Origin of the sequence: Pseudomonas salomonii (assembly GCF_900107155.1) — a bacterium.
Classification (GTDB): Bacteria; Pseudomonadota; Gammaproteobacteria; order Pseudomonadales; family Pseudomonadaceae; genus Aquipseudomonas; species Aquipseudomonas salomonii.
The window spans coordinates 217,680-233,819 of sequence record NZ_FNOX01000004.1; the positions used below are offsets into that span (position 1 = coordinate 217,680).

The 16,140-nt window shown below is 61.3% G+C and carries 10 protein-coding genes; 9 read left to right on the plus strand and 1 reads right to left on the minus strand.

The features are described from left to right. The first annotated feature begins 247 nt into the window (after positions 1-247). The gene (locus tag BLV67_RS11065; RefSeq protein WP_056860619.1) at positions 248-1,516 is read left to right on the plus strand and encodes a malic enzyme-like NAD(P)-binding protein; all 1,269 of its coding nucleotides are present in this window, start codon (positions 248-250) and stop codon (positions 1,514-1,516) included. A gap of 213 nt (positions 1,517-1,729) precedes the next feature. On the opposite strand, the gene BLV67_RS11070 is transcribed toward BLV67_RS11065, so the two are convergent. Beyond that, the gene (locus BLV67_RS11070; RefSeq protein ID WP_371919070.1) at positions 1,730-4,192 is read right to left on the minus strand and encodes a penicillin-binding protein 1A; all 2,463 of its coding nucleotides are present in this window, start codon (positions 4,190-4,192) and stop codon (positions 1,730-1,732) included. A 219-nt stretch (positions 4,193-4,411) separates the two neighbouring features. Between BLV67_RS11070 and pilM the strand changes: the two genes are divergently transcribed. The 8 genes from pilM (at position 4,412) to gltB (ending at position 16,132) form a co-directional block, all read left to right on the plus strand. After that, positions 4,412-5,068 (plus strand): type IV pilus biogenesis protein PilM, encoded by a 657-nt coding sequence (gene pilM / locus BLV67_RS11075; RefSeq protein ID WP_065930760.1) that lies wholly within the window; start codon positions 4,412-4,414, stop codon positions 5,066-5,068. Then, the gene (locus BLV67_RS11080) at positions 5,065-5,616 is read left to right on the plus strand and encodes a PilN domain-containing protein (protein WP_065930759.1); all 552 of its coding nucleotides are present in this window, start codon (positions 5,065-5,067) and stop codon (positions 5,614-5,616) included. The genes pilM and BLV67_RS11080 overlap by 4 nt, the downstream gene beginning before the upstream one ends. Next, the gene (locus BLV67_RS11085; protein ID WP_069786791.1) at positions 5,613-6,614 is read left to right on the plus strand and encodes a pilus assembly protein PilP; all 1,002 of its coding nucleotides are present in this window, start codon (positions 5,613-5,615) and stop codon (positions 6,612-6,614) included. Before BLV67_RS11080 ends, BLV67_RS11085 begins: the two co-directional genes overlap by 4 nt. A 69-nt stretch (positions 6,615-6,683) precedes the next feature. Next, positions 6,684-8,012 carry a type IV pilus secretin PilQ gene (locus tag BLV67_RS11090; RefSeq protein WP_069786792.1) on the plus strand — a complete coding sequence of 443 codons (1,329 nt, stop codon included), beginning with the start codon at positions 6,684-6,686 and terminating at the stop codon, positions 8,010-8,012. Between the two features lie 4 nt (positions 8,013-8,016). Beyond that, on the plus strand, positions 8,017-8,535 hold the full coding sequence (gene aroK, locus BLV67_RS11095) for a shikimate kinase AroK (protein WP_017138567.1): 519 nt from the start codon (positions 8,017-8,019) through the stop codon (positions 8,533-8,535). A 123-nt stretch (positions 8,536-8,658) separates the two neighbouring features. Beyond that, complete coding sequence (gene aroB / locus BLV67_RS11100) at positions 8,659-9,759, plus strand: 3-dehydroquinate synthase (RefSeq protein ID WP_017138566.1); 1,101 nt, start codon at positions 8,659-8,661, stop codon at positions 9,757-9,759. 10 nt (positions 9,760-9,769) lie between these two features. Then, positions 9,770-11,338: an AAA family ATPase gene (locus BLV67_RS11105; protein ID WP_069786793.1), complete on the plus strand. Its 1,569-nt coding sequence runs from the start codon at positions 9,770-9,772 to the stop codon at positions 11,336-11,338. A gap of 348 nt (positions 11,339-11,686) precedes the next feature. Further along, positions 11,687-16,132, plus strand: a complete 4,446-nt coding sequence (gltB, locus tag BLV67_RS11115) for a glutamate synthase large subunit (protein ID WP_065930755.1) — start codon at positions 11,687-11,689, stop codon at positions 16,130-16,132. Positions 16,133-16,140: the final 8 nt, after the last annotated feature.

Here is a 16,140-nt window from a genome sequence, read left to right on the forward strand (position 1 = left end):
GGCGCCCCTTGTGGGCGCCTTTTTTGCACCTGCGATTTGATTGTGCTGCACTCAAAGCAATTTTAATAAAAAATTGTAGACATTTTTTATCTCGATTGTGAACAGTTAAACCCTTATATCCCGTGGCTCTTGGCCGAAAGTCTTAGTGCACGGCCCTTGACGGGAGTGACTGACCAGTCTTGTGGGGACTTTCTCACACGCGTATCCTCGGCGGTCCGTCGACCAACAGTAAAAGCGGAATGCCGATATGTCTGATTTGAAAACTGCCGCTCTCGAATATCATGCCCATCCTCGTCCAGGAAAGCTGAGTGTAGAGCTCACCAAAGCCACTGCCACTGCCCGCGACCTGTCGCTGGCCTACAGCCCTGGCGTTGCCGAGCCCGTACGTGAAATCGCCCGCGACCCTGAACTGGCGTACAAGTACACCGGCAAAGGCAACCTGGTTGCAGTGATTTCCGATGGCACCGCGATTCTCGGCCTGGGCAACCTCGGCCCATTGGCGTCCAAGCCAGTCATGGAAGGTAAAGGCGTGCTGTTCAAGCGCTTTGCCGGCATTGACGTTTTCGACATCGAAGTCGACTCCGAAAGCCCACAAGCTTTCATCGACACCGTAAAGCGCATTTCCATCACCTTCGGTGGCATCAACCTGGAAGACATCAAGGCACCTGAGTGCTTCGAGATCGAAAAGGCCCTGATCGAACAGTGCGACATCCCGGTATTCCACGATGACCAGCACGGCACCGCAATCGTTACTGCGGCCGGCATGATCAACGCCCTGGAAATCGCCGGCAAAACCCTGGCTGACGCACAGATCGTCTGCCTGGGTGCTGGTGCTGCCGCCATCTCCTGCATGAAGTTGCTGGTGAGCATGGGCGCCAAGCTTGAAAACATCTTCATGGTCGACAGCAAGGGCGTTGTGCAGTCCGAGCGTACCGATCTGAACCAGTACAAGGCGATGTTTGCCCACGCTACCGACAAGCGCACCCTGGCTGACGCCCTCGACGGTGCCGACGTGTTCGTTGGCCTGTCCGGCCCGAACCTGCTGAGCGCCGAAGGCCTGAAGTCCATGGCGGCCAACCCGATCGTGTTCGCCTGCTCCAACCCGGACCCGGAGATCTCGCCTGAGCTGGCCCACGCCACTCGCAACGACGTGATCATGGCCACCGGCCGTTCGGACTACCCGAACCAGGTCAACAACGTGTTGGGCTTCCCGTTCATCTTCCGTGGTGCCCTGGACGTTCGCGCCAAGCGCATCAACGAAGAGATGAAAGTGGCTGCCGCCAACGCCCTGCGCGAACTGGCCAAGCTGCCGGTACCTCAGGACGTGTGCGATGCCTACGGTGGTGCCCCGCTGGCATTCGGTCGTGAGTACATCATCCCGAAACCAATGGATAAGCGCCTGATCACCCTGATCTCGGATGCCGTGGCCAAAGCCGCCATCGAGACCGGTGTGGCTACCCTGCCGTATCCGAAGCACTACCCGCTGCAAAGCGTGGATGATGTGTTCAACGGCTAAGCCGTTGTAGCGCACCCACAAAAAGCCCCGGCTCTTGCGAGTCGGGGCTTTTTTTGTGGCTGGCTGAATGCGGTCTTCAGGCGCCAGGTAAACCCTGTGGGAGCCGGGCTTGCCCGCGATGGCGGTGTATCAGGGGGTGACTCAGTGGCGGATACACCGCCGTCGCAGGCAAGCCAGCTCCCACATGGGAGCTGTGCCGGGCCACTGATTTCACTAGAACAAATCGATCGGCGCCGCCTCATCCGCCGGCAGCGGGCTGCCCGGTGCAACGCCGTTGCCCAGCTCGTTGACCGACGGCGGCGTGTCTTCGCTCTTGAACAGCTCGAAGTACGCATTCGGCGTGCTTGGCGATGCTGCACGGCCGCTCACCGGGTCGATCCGCAGGCTGAGGATGCCTTCCGGCTCGGCCTGGGTATGCAGCGGCTTGTCCTTCAAGGCCGCGCCCATGTAGCTCATCCAGATCGGCAGTGCGACGGTGCCACCAAACTCACGGCGGCCCAGGCTTTCCGGTTGGTCGTAACCGGTCCACACGGTGGTCACGTAATCGGCGTTGTAGCCGGAGAACCAGGCGTCCTTGGATTCGTTGGTGGTACCGGTCTTGCCGGCGATATCTGCGCGGCCCAAGGCCAGGGCGCGGCGGCCGGTGCCTTTCTTGATCACGTCTTCCAGGATGCTGTTGAGGATGTAAGTGGTACGGCCATCCACCACGCGCTCGGCCACTGCCGGTGCCTGTGGTTCGGTGGGCACGGTGGCATTGGCGGCCGGTGCTGCGCCTGGTGTCGGCTCAATGGTGATGCCACCGTTGTTCGGTGCTGCAATGCCATCGGGTGCAGCCACACCGTTGACCACGTCGCCCGGCACGCGTGGCGGGTTGGCGGTGAACAGGGTATCGCCATTGCGGCTTTCGATCTTGTCGATCAGGTACGGCGTGATCTTGTAGCCGCCGTTGGCAAAGGTGCTCCAGCCGGTAGCGATTTCCATCGGCGTGAGGGTCGCGGTGCCCAGCGCCAGGGACAGGTTAGGCGGCAGGTCCGACTTGGCGAAGCCGAAGCGCGTCATGTAGTCGATGGTCTTGCCCACGCCCATGGCCTGCAGCAGGCGGATCGATACCAGGTTGCGCGACTTGTACAGTGCCTCGCGAATACGGATCGGGCCGAGGAAGGTGTTGGTGTCGTTCTTCGGGCGCCAGACCTTGTCCAGGTACTCGTCGACAAACACGATCGGTGCGTCGTTGACCAGGCTGGCGGCGGTGTAGCCGTTATCCAGCGCGGCGCTGTACACGAACGGCTTAAAGCTCGAGCCAGGCTGGCGCTTGGCCTGGGTGGCGCGGTTGTAGTTGCTCTGCTCGAAGGCAAACCCGCCGACCAGTGCACGGATCGCACCGTTCTGCGGGTCCAGGGACACCAGGGCGCCTTGGGCTACAGGCACTTGGCTGAATTTAAGGCTGTCGTCTTTCTGGCGTTGCACGCGGATCAAATCACCGACCTGCGCCACGTCCGACGGCTGCTTGGGCATCGGGCCCATGCTGTTGGTGTTCAGGAACGGGCGTGCCCACTTCATGCTGTCCCACGACACATGGCCTTCGCCGCTGCGGGTGAGCACTTGCACGCCATCCTTCTTCACCTGGGTGACGATGGCGGGCTCCAGGCCGCTGATCGGGCGCTGTTTGCCCAGCTCGGTGGTCCAGGCGCTCAGGGTCTTGCCCGGCAGGCGCGATTCGGGGCCACGGTAGCCATGGCGCTGGTCGTAGGTCACCAAACCGTCGCGTACGGAATTGTTGGCGATTTCCTGCAGGTTGCTCGGAATAGTCGTGGTCACGCGGAAGCCTTCGGTGTAGGCCTCGCTGCCATAACGGCCAACCATCTCGGCTCGCGCCATTTCAGCGATATATGGCGCATTCACTTCCGGTGTCGGCACGTGGTAGCTGGCGTTCAGCGGCTCGGCCACGGCGCTCTCGTAGGCGGCCTGGTCGATTTTGCCCAGCTTGTACATGCGCCCCAGGATCCAGTCGCGACGCTCCTTGCTGCGCGCCGGGTTGGCCAGCGGGTTGAAGCGCGACGGCGCCTTGGGCAGGCCGGCGATCATTGCCATCTGCGCCAGGCTGGCGTCACGAATCGACTTGCCGTAGTACACCTGCGAAGCGGCCTCGATCCCGTAGGCGCGGTTGCCCAGGTAGATCTTGTTGACGTACAGCTCAAGGATTTCGTCCTTGGTCAGCTGACGTTCGATCTGCAGCGCCAACAGAATTTCGGTGGCCTTGCGCGAAAAACTGCGCTCGCTGGTGAGGAAGAAGTTCTTCGCCACCTGCATGGTGATGGTGCTGCCGCCGGATTGAATGTGTCCGCTTTTTACCAACTGGGTCGCTGCGCGCACCAGGCTGCTTGGGTCGACGCCGTAGTGGTTGGCGAAATTATCGTCTTCAGCCGAGAGCAGGGCGTTGATGAAATTGGGTGGAATGTCGGCGAAACGGATCGGTGTGCGGCGCATTTCGCCGAACTCCGCGATCAGTTTTTCATCGCTGCTGTAGACCCGCAAAGGAATCTGCAACTGGATACTTCTGAGTGCCTCTACGGAAGGCAAACCCGGACTAAGGTAGAGGTAGGCCCCGCTGAGTACGAGCAGCAGCCCGCAGACGATCGCGACAATGGAGTACCCGAAAAACTTCAGCAGACGAATCAAGGCTTTTGGATTTCCAGAGAAAAGAATGAGTTACGCGTCGGGGCATGCATGGCAAACGATGGATCGACCCGAGCAGCAGGAAAAAGCGGGAAAAAACGCTGGGCATTAAAGCATTTTCGGCCTGGGGCGTCATTCGTGGCGGCCAAACAAGTCGACCGAATGCACGATTCCCAGCGGCAATCAGGCGGTATGACAGGCAAAGTTTTAGGGAGTTTTATGCGAAAGGGATTTTTCAGGCGTAAAGCCGACACCCTGTTGGGCGTCGACATCAATGACACCGGTATCAAGCTGATTGAACTGGACCACACCGCCGGCGCTTACCGCGTCAAGGCATACGTCACGCAGGGGCTGCCCGCCAATGCGGTCGTCGACGGCACATTGTTGGACCTTGAAGGGGTGGCCCAGGCGCTGCAACAGGCGTTGTCACGGTTGCACACGTCCGCCCGGCAGGCGGCAGTGGCGGTGTCGGGGCCGTCGGTCATCACGCGGGTGATCGACATGGAGGCGGGGCTCAGTGACGAGGAGATGGCGTGGATGATCCAGATGGAAGCCGACCAGTACATTCCTTACCCACTGGATGACGTTGCCATCGACTTTCAGGTGCGCGGCCCTTCGCCTCAGGACTCGGCGCGGGTCGAGGTGGTGCTGGCTGCGTGCCTTAAGGAGCAGGTCGAGGCCCGCGCCGCGGTTTTGGCCCTGGCCGGGCTGGTTGCGCGGGTGGTGGACGTCGAAGGGTTTGCATTGGAGCGCGCTTGCCGTCAGGATTTCGCCAGCTTCATGCCGGGCCATCGAGTCGATGGCGCACAATGGGCCGTGGATGCTCACGGGATGGGAATTGCTTGCGGGCTGGCCCTGAGGAGTTTCGCTGGATGACACGAATCAATCTTTTGCCTTGGCGCCAGGCGCAGGCAGAACGGCGGCGCAAGTACTTCCTGATATTTCTGCTGGGGTTCGCCGGTGTGGCTCTCGCGGCGGTGTGGCTGGCGGACCAGGTCATCGATCAGGCGATCGACCGGCAAGTGACGCGCAACAGCCAATTGAACAAAAACGTCGCCATCCAGGACTCGCGCCTCAAGACCATCGATGACTTGCAGGAGCAGAGCCAGCAATTGGCCGCGCGAATGAAGGTCGTACAGGACCTGCAGGAATCCCGCTCGGCCGGCGCCCAACTATTGGACCAGCTCGCCCGTGCCGTGCCCGATGGGGTGCACCTGCATGAGGTGGTTGCCAAGGGCAATACGGTGAGTGTCAGTGGCAGTGCCGAGTCCAGCCAGGATATCGCTCAGCTGATGCGCCGCCTCGAAGCCTCTGAAGGTGCCCACGCAACCCGGTTGCAGCATGTGCGTGCGCAGGGCCAAGGGGGCGGCAACGAATTCCAGTTGATGGTGCGCCAAGGGGAATCCACCGAGGCCCAGCCTTGAGCCTGCCCAGGCTCGACTTTTCCACGCTTTCTCACAACGCTGCCAAATGGCCCTTACCGGCCAGGATTCTGCTCGGCTGCGCGTTGGGGGGATTGGTGTGGGGAGTGGGCGATGGTTGGCTGCTGGCCCCGGCACGCGAACAGTTGCACGGGCTGCAAGCGCAGACGCTGACGTTGCAACAGCAACTGACGCAAAAGACCGGCCTGGCCGCCGATCTTGAGGTACGTGCCCATCAGGCCCAGAGAGTGCAGGCGCAGGTTGCCGAGCTGTTACGGCAGTTGCCCGGCGAATCGGACATGCCGGGCTTGCTCGAAGACATGGCGCGGCTGGCGGCGGCCAACGGTTTGGTGGTCGAAGGTGTCACGGTGCTGGATGAACAGGCGCAGCCGTTCTACATCGAGGAACCGGTACAAGTCGGTGTGTTTGGCGCCTACCACGACCTGGCGAGCTTCGTGAGTGCCCTGGGTGGCTTGCCGCGGATCGTCACTGTGCATGATGTGGTGCTTCGGTCTGAAGGGGCGTTATTGCGCCTTGATTTGCTGGCCAAGACTTATCGTGGCATGTCCGCGCGCGGCACGTCCGGGGCGGCTGTCGAGCCGGGGTCGCACTTTGTCTACGACGCTGCGTCCCTGCGTGACCCGTTCCAGCCGCCTGCGGCGCAGGTCGACCACATGCCGGGCCAACCCGCTCTTGCGCCGGACCTGGCGCGCAAGCGCGGCACGCTGGAAGGCCTGGCCGTCGACCAGTTCGAAATGGTCGGCACGCTTTCAATCAATGCGGTGTCGGTCGAAGCACTGCCCCATGGCCTGCAAACCTTCGCCCTGCTGCGCACACCTTCTGGCGTGCACCGGCTGGCGGTTGGCGACTACCTGGGGCCTAACCATGGCCGGGTCACGGCCATTCATTCCGGCCATATCGAACTGGTCGAACTGTTCCCGGACGAACAGGGCGCATGGCTTGCGCGTTCGCGAACCCTGGTGTTAAACGTCAACTCATAACGGAATCAAACAATGAAAAGGACTTTCTCGTCCTTCGGTGTGGCGCTATGGATAGCGTTCACGGCACCGATGGCATTTGCTGTGCCCAATCGCGTCGATCTGATCCAACTGCCGCCTCCTGGCAGCGTGGTTCCCAGTGGCGCCTACAGCGGCGACACGCTGACCCTCAACTTCCAGAACATCGATTTGCGCGCCGTGTTGCAGCAAATTGCGGATGTGGCCGGGCTTAATCTGGTGGCCAGTGATGAAGTGCAAGGCTCGATCACTTTGCGGCTCAAGGACGTGCCCTGGGATCAGGCGCTGGATCTGGTGCTGCAAACCAAAGGCTTGGATAAGCGCGTGAAGGCCGGCGTTTTGCTGGTGGCGCCTGCCGAAGAGTTGGCGGCCCGCGAGCTGCTGGCGCTGGAGTCGCGCAAGCAGATGGAAGAGCTGGCGCCCTTGCGGCGCGAGCTGTTGCAGGTCAATTACGCCAAGGCGGCGGACCTGGCCAAGCTGTTTCAGTCGGTGACAGGCGTTGACGGCTTTACCGATGAGCGCGGCTCGGTGGCGGTCGATGATCGCACCAACAACATCATCGCCTACCAGACCCGCGAGCGAATTGACGAGCTGCGGCGCATCGTGACGCAGTTGGATGTGCCGGTACGCCAAGTGATGATCGAGGCGCGGATTGTCGAAGCCAATGTCGATTACGACAAAAGCCTGGGCGTGCGCTGGGGCGGGCGGCTCAATCGCGGCAACTGGGGCGCGGGCGGTATCAGCAAAGAGTTGGCCGAGGGCGCGGAGCCACCGGAGAATCCGCCCAGTTCGCCGTTTGTCGATATGGGCTCGCTTACCGGTACGGCTGGCCTGGGCATCGCTTTTATTACCGACAACCTGTTGCTGGACCTGGAGCTGACGGCCATGGAAAAAACCGGCAACGGCGAGATCGTCTCACAGCCCAAGGTGGTCACTTCCGACAAGGAAACCGCGCGCATCCTCAAGGGCACCGAGATTCCTTATCAGGAGTCCAGCTCGCGTGGGGCCACTTCGGTGTCGTTCAAGGAGGCCTCGCTGTCGCTGGAGGTGACCCCGCAAATCACCCCTGACGGCTGGGTGATCATGGAGGTCAAGGTCACCAAGGATGAGCCTGACTACCTGAACAAGCTCAACGACGTACCGCCGATCAAGAAAAACGAGGTCAACGCCAAGGTGCGGGTCAAGGATGGCGAGACCATCGTCATTGGCGGGGTTTTCTCCAATACCCAAAGCAAAGTGGTAGATAAAGTGCCATTTTTGGGCGATGTGCCGTATCTTGGCCGCCTTTTCCGGCGCGATGTGCTGGCGGAGAAAAAATCCGAGCTGCTGGTATTCCTGACTCCGCGTATTATGAATAACCAGGCGATTGCTGTGAGTCGTTGATTCTGTGCGAAATTTGATTCTTGTAGGACCGATGGGGGCTGGAAAAAGCACCATCGGCCGTTTGCTGGCCAAAGAGCTGCGCCTGCCGTTCAAAGATTCCGACAAGGAAATTGAATTGCGCACGGGTGCCAATATCCCATGGATCTTCGATAAGGAAGGCGAACTGGGCTTTCGCGACCGCGAGCAGGCGATGATTGCCGAGCTGTGCGGCTGCGATGGCGTGGTATTGGCCACCGGCGGCGGTGCAGTGATGCGCGATGAAAACCGCCGGGCGCTGCATGCCGGGGGTCGCGTGGTCTATTTGCATGCATCGGTCGAGCAGCAGGTAGGGCGTACCGCCCGCGATCGCAATCGCCCATTGCTGCGCACCGCAGACCCGGCAAAAACCTTGCGGGACTTGCTCACGCTGCGCGATCCGCTGTATCGGGAAATCGCCGATCTGGTGGTCGAAACCGATGAGCGGCCGCCTCGAATGGTGGTTCTCGACATTCTTGAGCGTTTGCAGCAGTTGCCACCCCGTTAAAGCCAGGCCCGAAATGCGCTATTCTCGGCGGCGCGCCATCAACCTCCGGGGTATGGCGCAGAGCCATCAGGCGACGAAATTCCGAGCGTTGCCGATCGTACATATTTCTTCACGCGGGGACACATGCAGACACTTAAGGTCGATCTAGGCGAGCGCAGCTACCCAATCCATATTGGCGAAGGTCTGTTGGACCTGCCCGAGTTGCTCGCACCGCACATTGCCGGTCGGCAAGTGGCGATCATCTCCAATGAAACGGTCGCGCCGCTGTATCTTGAGCGTCTGAGCCGCAGCCTTGCGGCCTACTCGGTGATTTCGGTGATCCTGCCTGACGGTGAGGCCCACAAGAACTGGGAAACCCTGCAACTGATCTTTGACGGCCTGCTGACTGCACGGCATGACCGGCGTACCACGGTGGTCGCCCTGGGCGGCGGTGTGATCGGCGACATGGCCGGCTTTGCCGCAGCGTGCTACCAGCGCGGCGTGGACTTTATCCAGGTGCCGACCACCTTGTTGTCCCAGGTCGATTCGTCGGTGGGCGGCAAGACCGGCATCAACCACCCGCTGGGCAAGAACATGGTGGGTGCGTTCTACCAACCACAAGCCGTGCTGATCGACACCGCGACCCTCAACACCTTGCCGCCGCGCGAGCTGTCGGCCGGTTTGGCGGAAGTCATCAAGTACGGGCTGATTTGTGACGAGCCGTTCCTGACCTGGCTCGAAGAACACATGGACGCCCTGCGTGCCCTGGACCAGGTGGCACTGACCGAAGCGATTTCCCGCTCATGCGCCGCCAAGGCGCTGGTGGTGAATGCCGACGAACGGGAGTCCGGTGTGCGCGCCACCCTGAACCTTGGCCACACCTTCGGCCATGCGATCGAAACGCACATGGGCTATGGTGTGTGGTTGCACGGGGAAGCCGTGGCGGCTGGCACAGTAATGGCACTGGAAATGTCGCAGCGCCTGGGCTGGATCAGCGCCCAGGAGCGTGATCGCGGCATCCATCTGTTCCAGCGCGCCGGTTTGCCGGTTATTCCGCCGGAAGAGATGACCGAGGCGGATTTCCTCGAACATATGGCAATCGACAAGAAAGTGATCGACGGTCGCCTGCGACTGGTGCTGCTGCGCCATATGGGTGAAGCGGTAGTGACCGACGATTATCCGAAAGAGATTTTACAGGCCACGCTGGGAGCGGATTACCGCGCCCTGGCCCAGCTTAAAGGTTAATAAGATCCCGATGACTAGTTTGCATGCCGACGAGGCGTTCCTCGGCCACTACCAGTTAAGCCACGACCCTTTTGCTCCACGGGTGCCGGGCTTCAAATTCTTCCCGGCCCAGCGCAAGCCGGTGCTCGGTCAGTTGCACCACCTGGCGCGCTACAGCCAACTGTTGCTGGTAGTGACCGGCCCGTTGGGCAGCGGCAAGACCCTGCTTCGCCAGGCGCTGGTTGCCAGCACCAACAAGCAATCGGTACAGAGCGTGGTGGTGTCGGCCCGTGGTGCCGGTGATGCGGCCGGCGTACTGCGCCAAGTGGCCCAGGCGCTGAACGTTGCCAATGCCGAGCCGAACGCGATCCTCAAGCAGGTTGTGCAGTTGGGTCTGACCGGCCAGGAAGTCTACTTGCTGGTGGACGATGCCGAGCAGCTCGACGAATCTGCCCTGGAAGCGCTGCTGGCGCTGGCTGCCGGTACGCCGGAAGGTCGCCCGCATGTGTTCCTGTTTGGCGAGTCGTCGCTGATCGCTGATCTGGAGCAGATCAGTGGCGAGCAGGAGCTGTTCCACGTCATCGAGCTGCAGCCTTACGAAGAGGAAGAAACCCGCGAATACCTGGCTCAACGCCTCGAAGGCGCCGGTGCCGGTATCGAACTTTTCACGGCAAATCAGATCTCTGATATTCACGAAAGCTCCGACGGCTGGCCTGGCACCATCAACCAGGTTGCCCGCGATGCCTTGATCGAAGCCATGATTGCCAGCCGCTCTGCGGTTAAGCGTCCAAAGATGGGGTTTACTATGCCTAAGAAGCACGTATTGGCGATTTCTGCCGTTGTCGTGGTCGCTGTCGCTGCTGCCTGGTTGATCCCGGGTCGCAGCAAGGCACCCGCCACTGCCGGCGCGCCAACCGAACAGGCGCAGTTGCCACTGGGCAAGCCCACGCCAAATGTCGAATTCGCCAATTCCGGCCAACCGACCAACCTGCCGATGGTCGGCCAGCCGGTGATGCGCGGCCCGCTCGCTGAAGCCGCCGGTGGTATCTCCGAAGGTGATGACGGTGTGCCGGTGGAAGGCTCCAGCGCCACGCCGCCCACCGTGACCACCACCGCACCGCCTGCCGGCGTCCCGGCTGGCCCGGCAGCCGCTCCGGTCGCCAAGCCGACGCCGGCGCCGACCGTCGCCATTGCCAAGCCTGCTCCAGTTGCCAAGCCTGTTGTGCCTGCGCCAGTGGCCAAGCCGGCACCGGCCGCCAAGCCTGCTGAAAAACCTGCCGCCGTTGCCAAGGCCGCTGCGCCTGCCGCCGCCGGTAGCAGCTGGTACACCAGCCAGCCAACGGGTAATTTCGTGGTGCAGATCCTGGGCACCAGCTCCGAAGCCAACGCCCAGGCGTTCGTGAAAGAGCAGGGCGGCCAGTACCGTTATTTCAAGAAAGTGCTCAACGGCAAGCCTCTCTACGTGATCACCTACGGCAGCTTCCCAAGCCGTGCCGCAGCTGATTCTGCGATCAAGGCCTTGCCAGCGAAGGTTCAGGCTGGTAAACCTTGGCCTCGCACTGTCGGCAGCGTTCAACAAGAACTCGCAACAGCTCGCTGAAGACCCGGCGGCCTTACCCAGGCCGCTCTCTCAGCACCTCAAAAAAACAACACAGCGTGCAGCCCTGAAGGCCGCGCGCTTTGTGGTGTCTGCGTCACGTAGCTTTTGAGTCGTAGCAGTCAGAATTAAAAAAGTTTTGACTAGCACAGCATATCGCTTTAAACCTTTCATAAATGCGACATAGATTTGCGACATTTCGTCGCTAAATTTGTGAGCGTTCGTGTCGGTGTGTACAATGACCTCCCTTTTGCCCCCGCTAAGCCGGCGTACGTTCGGCGTGGAAGGTAACCGGTTGAATTGAAAAGAAATTTGCCTCGGTATAAGAGGCAGCCTGGTGAGAAAGTGTCTATGAAAGCAGGTCTGTACCAACCCGATGAATTCAAGGATAACTGCGGTTTCGGCCTGATAGCCCACATGCAGGGCGAGCCCAGTCATACCCTTTTGCAAACGGCCATCGAGGCCCTGACCTGCATGACCCACCGCGGTGGGATCAACGCCGACGGCAAGACCGGTGACGGTTGCGGCTTGCTGATTCAAAAGCCCGACCAGTTCCTGCGCGCTGTCGCAAAAGAGCAATTTGCGGTCGACCTGCCCAAGCAGTACGCCGTGGGCATGGTGTTCTTCAACCAGGACCCGGTGAAAGCCGAAGCCGCTCGCGAGAACATGAACCGCGAGATCCTGGCCGCCGGCCTGCAACTGGTTGGCTGGCGCAAAGTGCCGATCGACACCAGCGTGCTCGGCCGCCTGGCCCTGGAGCGCCTGCCGCAGATCGAACAAGTGTTCATCGCAGGCGATGGCCTCAGCGATCAGGACATGGCGATCAAGCTGTTCACGTCGCGTCGTCGTTCGTCGGTCTCCAACGCCGCTGACACCGACCACTACATCTGCAGCTTTTCGCACAAGACCATCATTTATAAAGGCCTGATGATGCCGGCGGATCTGACCGCCTTCTATCCGGACCTGAGCGACGAGCGCCTGCAAACCGCAATCTGCGTGTTCCACCAGCGCTTCTCCACCAACACCCTGCCGAAATGGCCGCTGGCTCAGCCATTCCGCTTCCTCGCCCACAACGGCGAGATCAACACCATCACCGGCAACCGCAACTGGGCTGTGGCCCGTCGCACCAAGTTCGCCAACGATTTGATGGACCTCGAAGAGCTCGGCCCGCTGGTCAACCGCGTGGGCTCCGACTCCTCCAGCATGGACAACATGCTCGAACTGATGGTCACCGGCGGCATCGACCTGTTCCGTGGCGTGCGCATGATCATTCCGCCAGCGTGGCAGAACGTCGAGACCATGGACCCGGACCTGCGTGCATTCTACGAGTACAACTCGATGCACATGGAACCGTGGGACGGCCCGGCTGGCGTGGTCATGACCGACGGCCGCTACGCGGTGTGCCTGCTCGACCGTAACGGCCTGCGCCCGGCGCGTTGGGTTACCACCACCAACGGTTTTATCACCCTGGCGTCGGAAATCGGCGTGTGGGACTACAAGCCTGAAGACGTGATCGCCAAAGGCCGTGTAGGCCCAGGCCAGATCCTGGCCGTGGACACTGAAACCGGGCAGATCCTCGACACCGACGCCATCGATAACCGCTTGAAGTCGCGTCACCCGTACAAGCAATGGCTGCGCAAGAACGCCCTGCGCATCCAGGCGACCATGGAAGACAACGACCACGGTTCGGCTTTCTACGACGTCGACCAGCTCAAGCAGTACATGAAGATGTACCAGGTCACGTTCGAAGAGCGCGACCAAGTGCTGCGTCCGCTCGGCGAGCAAGGCTATGAGGCGGTCGGCTCCATGGGCGATGACACGCCAATGGCCGTGCTGTCCCAGCGTGTGCGCACGCCGTACGACTATTTCCGTCAGCAGTTTGCGCAGGTCACCAACCCGCCGATCGACCCGCTGCGCGAAGCCATCGTGATGTCGTTGGAAGTGTGCCTCGGTGCCGAGCGCAACATCTTCCAGGAATCGCCTGAGCACGCCTCCCGTGTGATCCTCAGCTCGCCGGTCGTTTCTCCGGCTAAATGGCGCTCGTTGATGACCCTGGATCGCCCAGGCTTCGACCGCCAGATCATCGACCTGAACTACGACGAGAGCCTCGGCCTTGAAGCCGCTGTGCGCAACGTCGCCGATCAGGCCGAAGAAGCTGTGCGCGCCGGTCGTACCCAGATCGTGCTGACCGACCGCCACATCGCGCCGGGCAAGCTACCGATCCACGCCTCCTTGGCCACCGGCGCGGTGCACCACCGCCTGACCGAAAAAGGCCTGCGTTGCGACTCCAACATCCTCGTGGAAACTGCTACTGCCCGCGACCCGCATCACTTCGCAGTGTTGATCGGTTTCGGCGCCTCGGCGGTTTACCCGTTCCTCGCGTACGAAGTGCTCGGTGACCTGATCCGTACCGGTGAAGTGCTGGGCGACCTCTATGAGGTGTTCAAGAACTACCGTAAGGGCATCACCAAGGGCTTGCTGAAGATCCTGTCTAAGATGGGCATCTCCACGGTCACGTCTTACCGTGGCGCACAGCTGTTCGAAGCCATCGGCCTGTCCGAAGAGGTTTGCGAACTGAGCTTCCGTGGTGTGCCGAGCCGTATCAAGGGCGCACGTTTCGTCGACATCGAAGCCGAACAGAAAGCCCTGGCAGCCGAAGCCTGGAGCGCGCGCAAGCCGATCCAGCAAGGCGGCCTGCTCAAGTTCGTACACGGCGGCGAATACCACGCGTACAACCCGGACGTGGTCAGCACCCTGCAAGCCGCTGTGCAGCAGGGCGACTACGCCAAGTTCAAGGAATACACCGCGCTGGTGGATAACCGCCCGGTGTCGATGATCCGCGATTTGTTCAAGGTGAAGACCCTGGATACGCCGCTGGCCATCAGCGAAATCGAGCCATTGGAATCGATCCTCAAGCGCTTCGACTCCGCTGGTATCTCTTTGGGCGCCTTGTCGCCTGAAGCCCACGAAGCCCTGGCCGAAGCCATGAACCGCCTGGGTGCGCGCTCCAACTCCGGCGAAGGCGGCGAAGACCCGGCGCGCTACGGCACCATCAAAAGCTCGAAAATCAAGCAGGTCGCCACTGGCCGCTTTGGTGTGACCCCGGAATACCTGGTCAACGCCGAAGTGCTGCAGATCAAGGTTGCCCAGGGCGCCAAGCCCGGCGAAGGCGGCCAGCTGCCTGGCGGCAAGGTCAACGGTCTGATCGCCAAGCTGCGTTACGCAGTGCCGGGCGTCACCCTGATTTCGCCGCCGCCGCACCACGACATCTATTCGATTGAAGACTTGTCGCAACTGATTTTCGACTTGAAACAAGTCAACCCGCAGGCGCTGGTCTCGGTGAAACTCGTGGCAGAAGCCGGCGTAGGCACCATTGCCGCCGGTGTGGCCAAGGCCTATGCCGACCTGATCACCATCTCCGGTTATGACGGCGGCACCGGCGCTTCGCCGCTGACGTCCATCAAGTATGCCGGCGCGCCGTGGGAGCTCGGCCTGGCCGAAACCCACCAGACCCTGCGCGGCAACGACCTGCGCGGCAAGGTGCGGGTACAGACCGACGGCGGCCTGAAAACCGGCCTGGACGTGATCAAGGCCGCGATCCTCGGCGCCGAAAGCTTCGGCTTCGGTACTGCGCCCATGATCGCCCTGGGCTGCAAATACCTGCGCATCTGCCACCTGAACAACTGCGCCACCGGCGTCGCCACTCAGAACGAGAAGCTGCGCAAGGATCACTACATCGGCACCGTCGACATGGTGGTGAACTTCTTCACCTACGTCGCCGAAGAGACCCGTGAGTGGCTGGCCAAGCTGGGCGTGCGTTCGCTGGAAGAACTGATCGGTCGTACCGACCTGCTCGACATCCTCGAAGGCCAGACCGCCAAGCAACAGCACCTGGACCTGACGCCGCTGTTGGGCAGCGATCACATCCCGGCAGACAAGCCACAATTCTGCCAGGTGGACCGCAACCCGCCGTTCGACAAAGGCCTGTTGGCCGAGAAGATGGTCGAGCTGGCCAGTTCCTCGATCAATGACGCCAGCGGTGGCGACTTTGCCCTGGATATCTGCAACTGCGACCGTTCGATCGGCGCACGCATCTCCGGCGAAATCGCGCGCAAGCACGGCAACCAAGGCATGGCGAAAGCGCCGATCACCTTCCGCTTCAACGGCACTGCCGGCCAGAGCTTTGGCGTGTGGAACGCCGGCGGCCTGCACATGTACCTCGAAGGCGACGCCAACGACTATGTGGGCAAGGGCATGACCGGTGGCAAGCTGGTGATCGTTCCGCCTAAAGGCAGCATTTACAAGACTCAGGACAGTGCCATCATCGGCAACACCTGCTTGTACGGTGCCACCGGTGGCAAGCTGTTCGCTGCCGGTACTGCCGGTGAGCGTTTCGCCGTGCGTAACTCCGGTGCCCACACCGTGGTGGAAGGCACTGGCGATCACTGCTGCGAGTACATGACCGGTGGCTTTGTCGCGGTACTGGGCAAGACCGGTTACAACTTCGGTTCGGGCATGACCGGCGGTTTCGCCTACGTGCTCGACCAGGACAACACCTTCGTCGACAAGGTCAACCACGAGTTGGTCGAGATCCAGCGGATCAGCGGCGAAGCCATGGAATCCTACCGGAACCACTTGCAGCACGTGCTGGACGAGTACGTCGAGGAGACCGGCAGCGAATGGGGCCGTAACCTCGCCGAAAACCTCGATGATTACCTGCGTCGTTTCTGGCTGGTCAAGCCCAAGGCTGCCAACCTGAAATCGTTGCTTTCCAGCATCCGTGCCAACCCGCAGTGATATGCGCC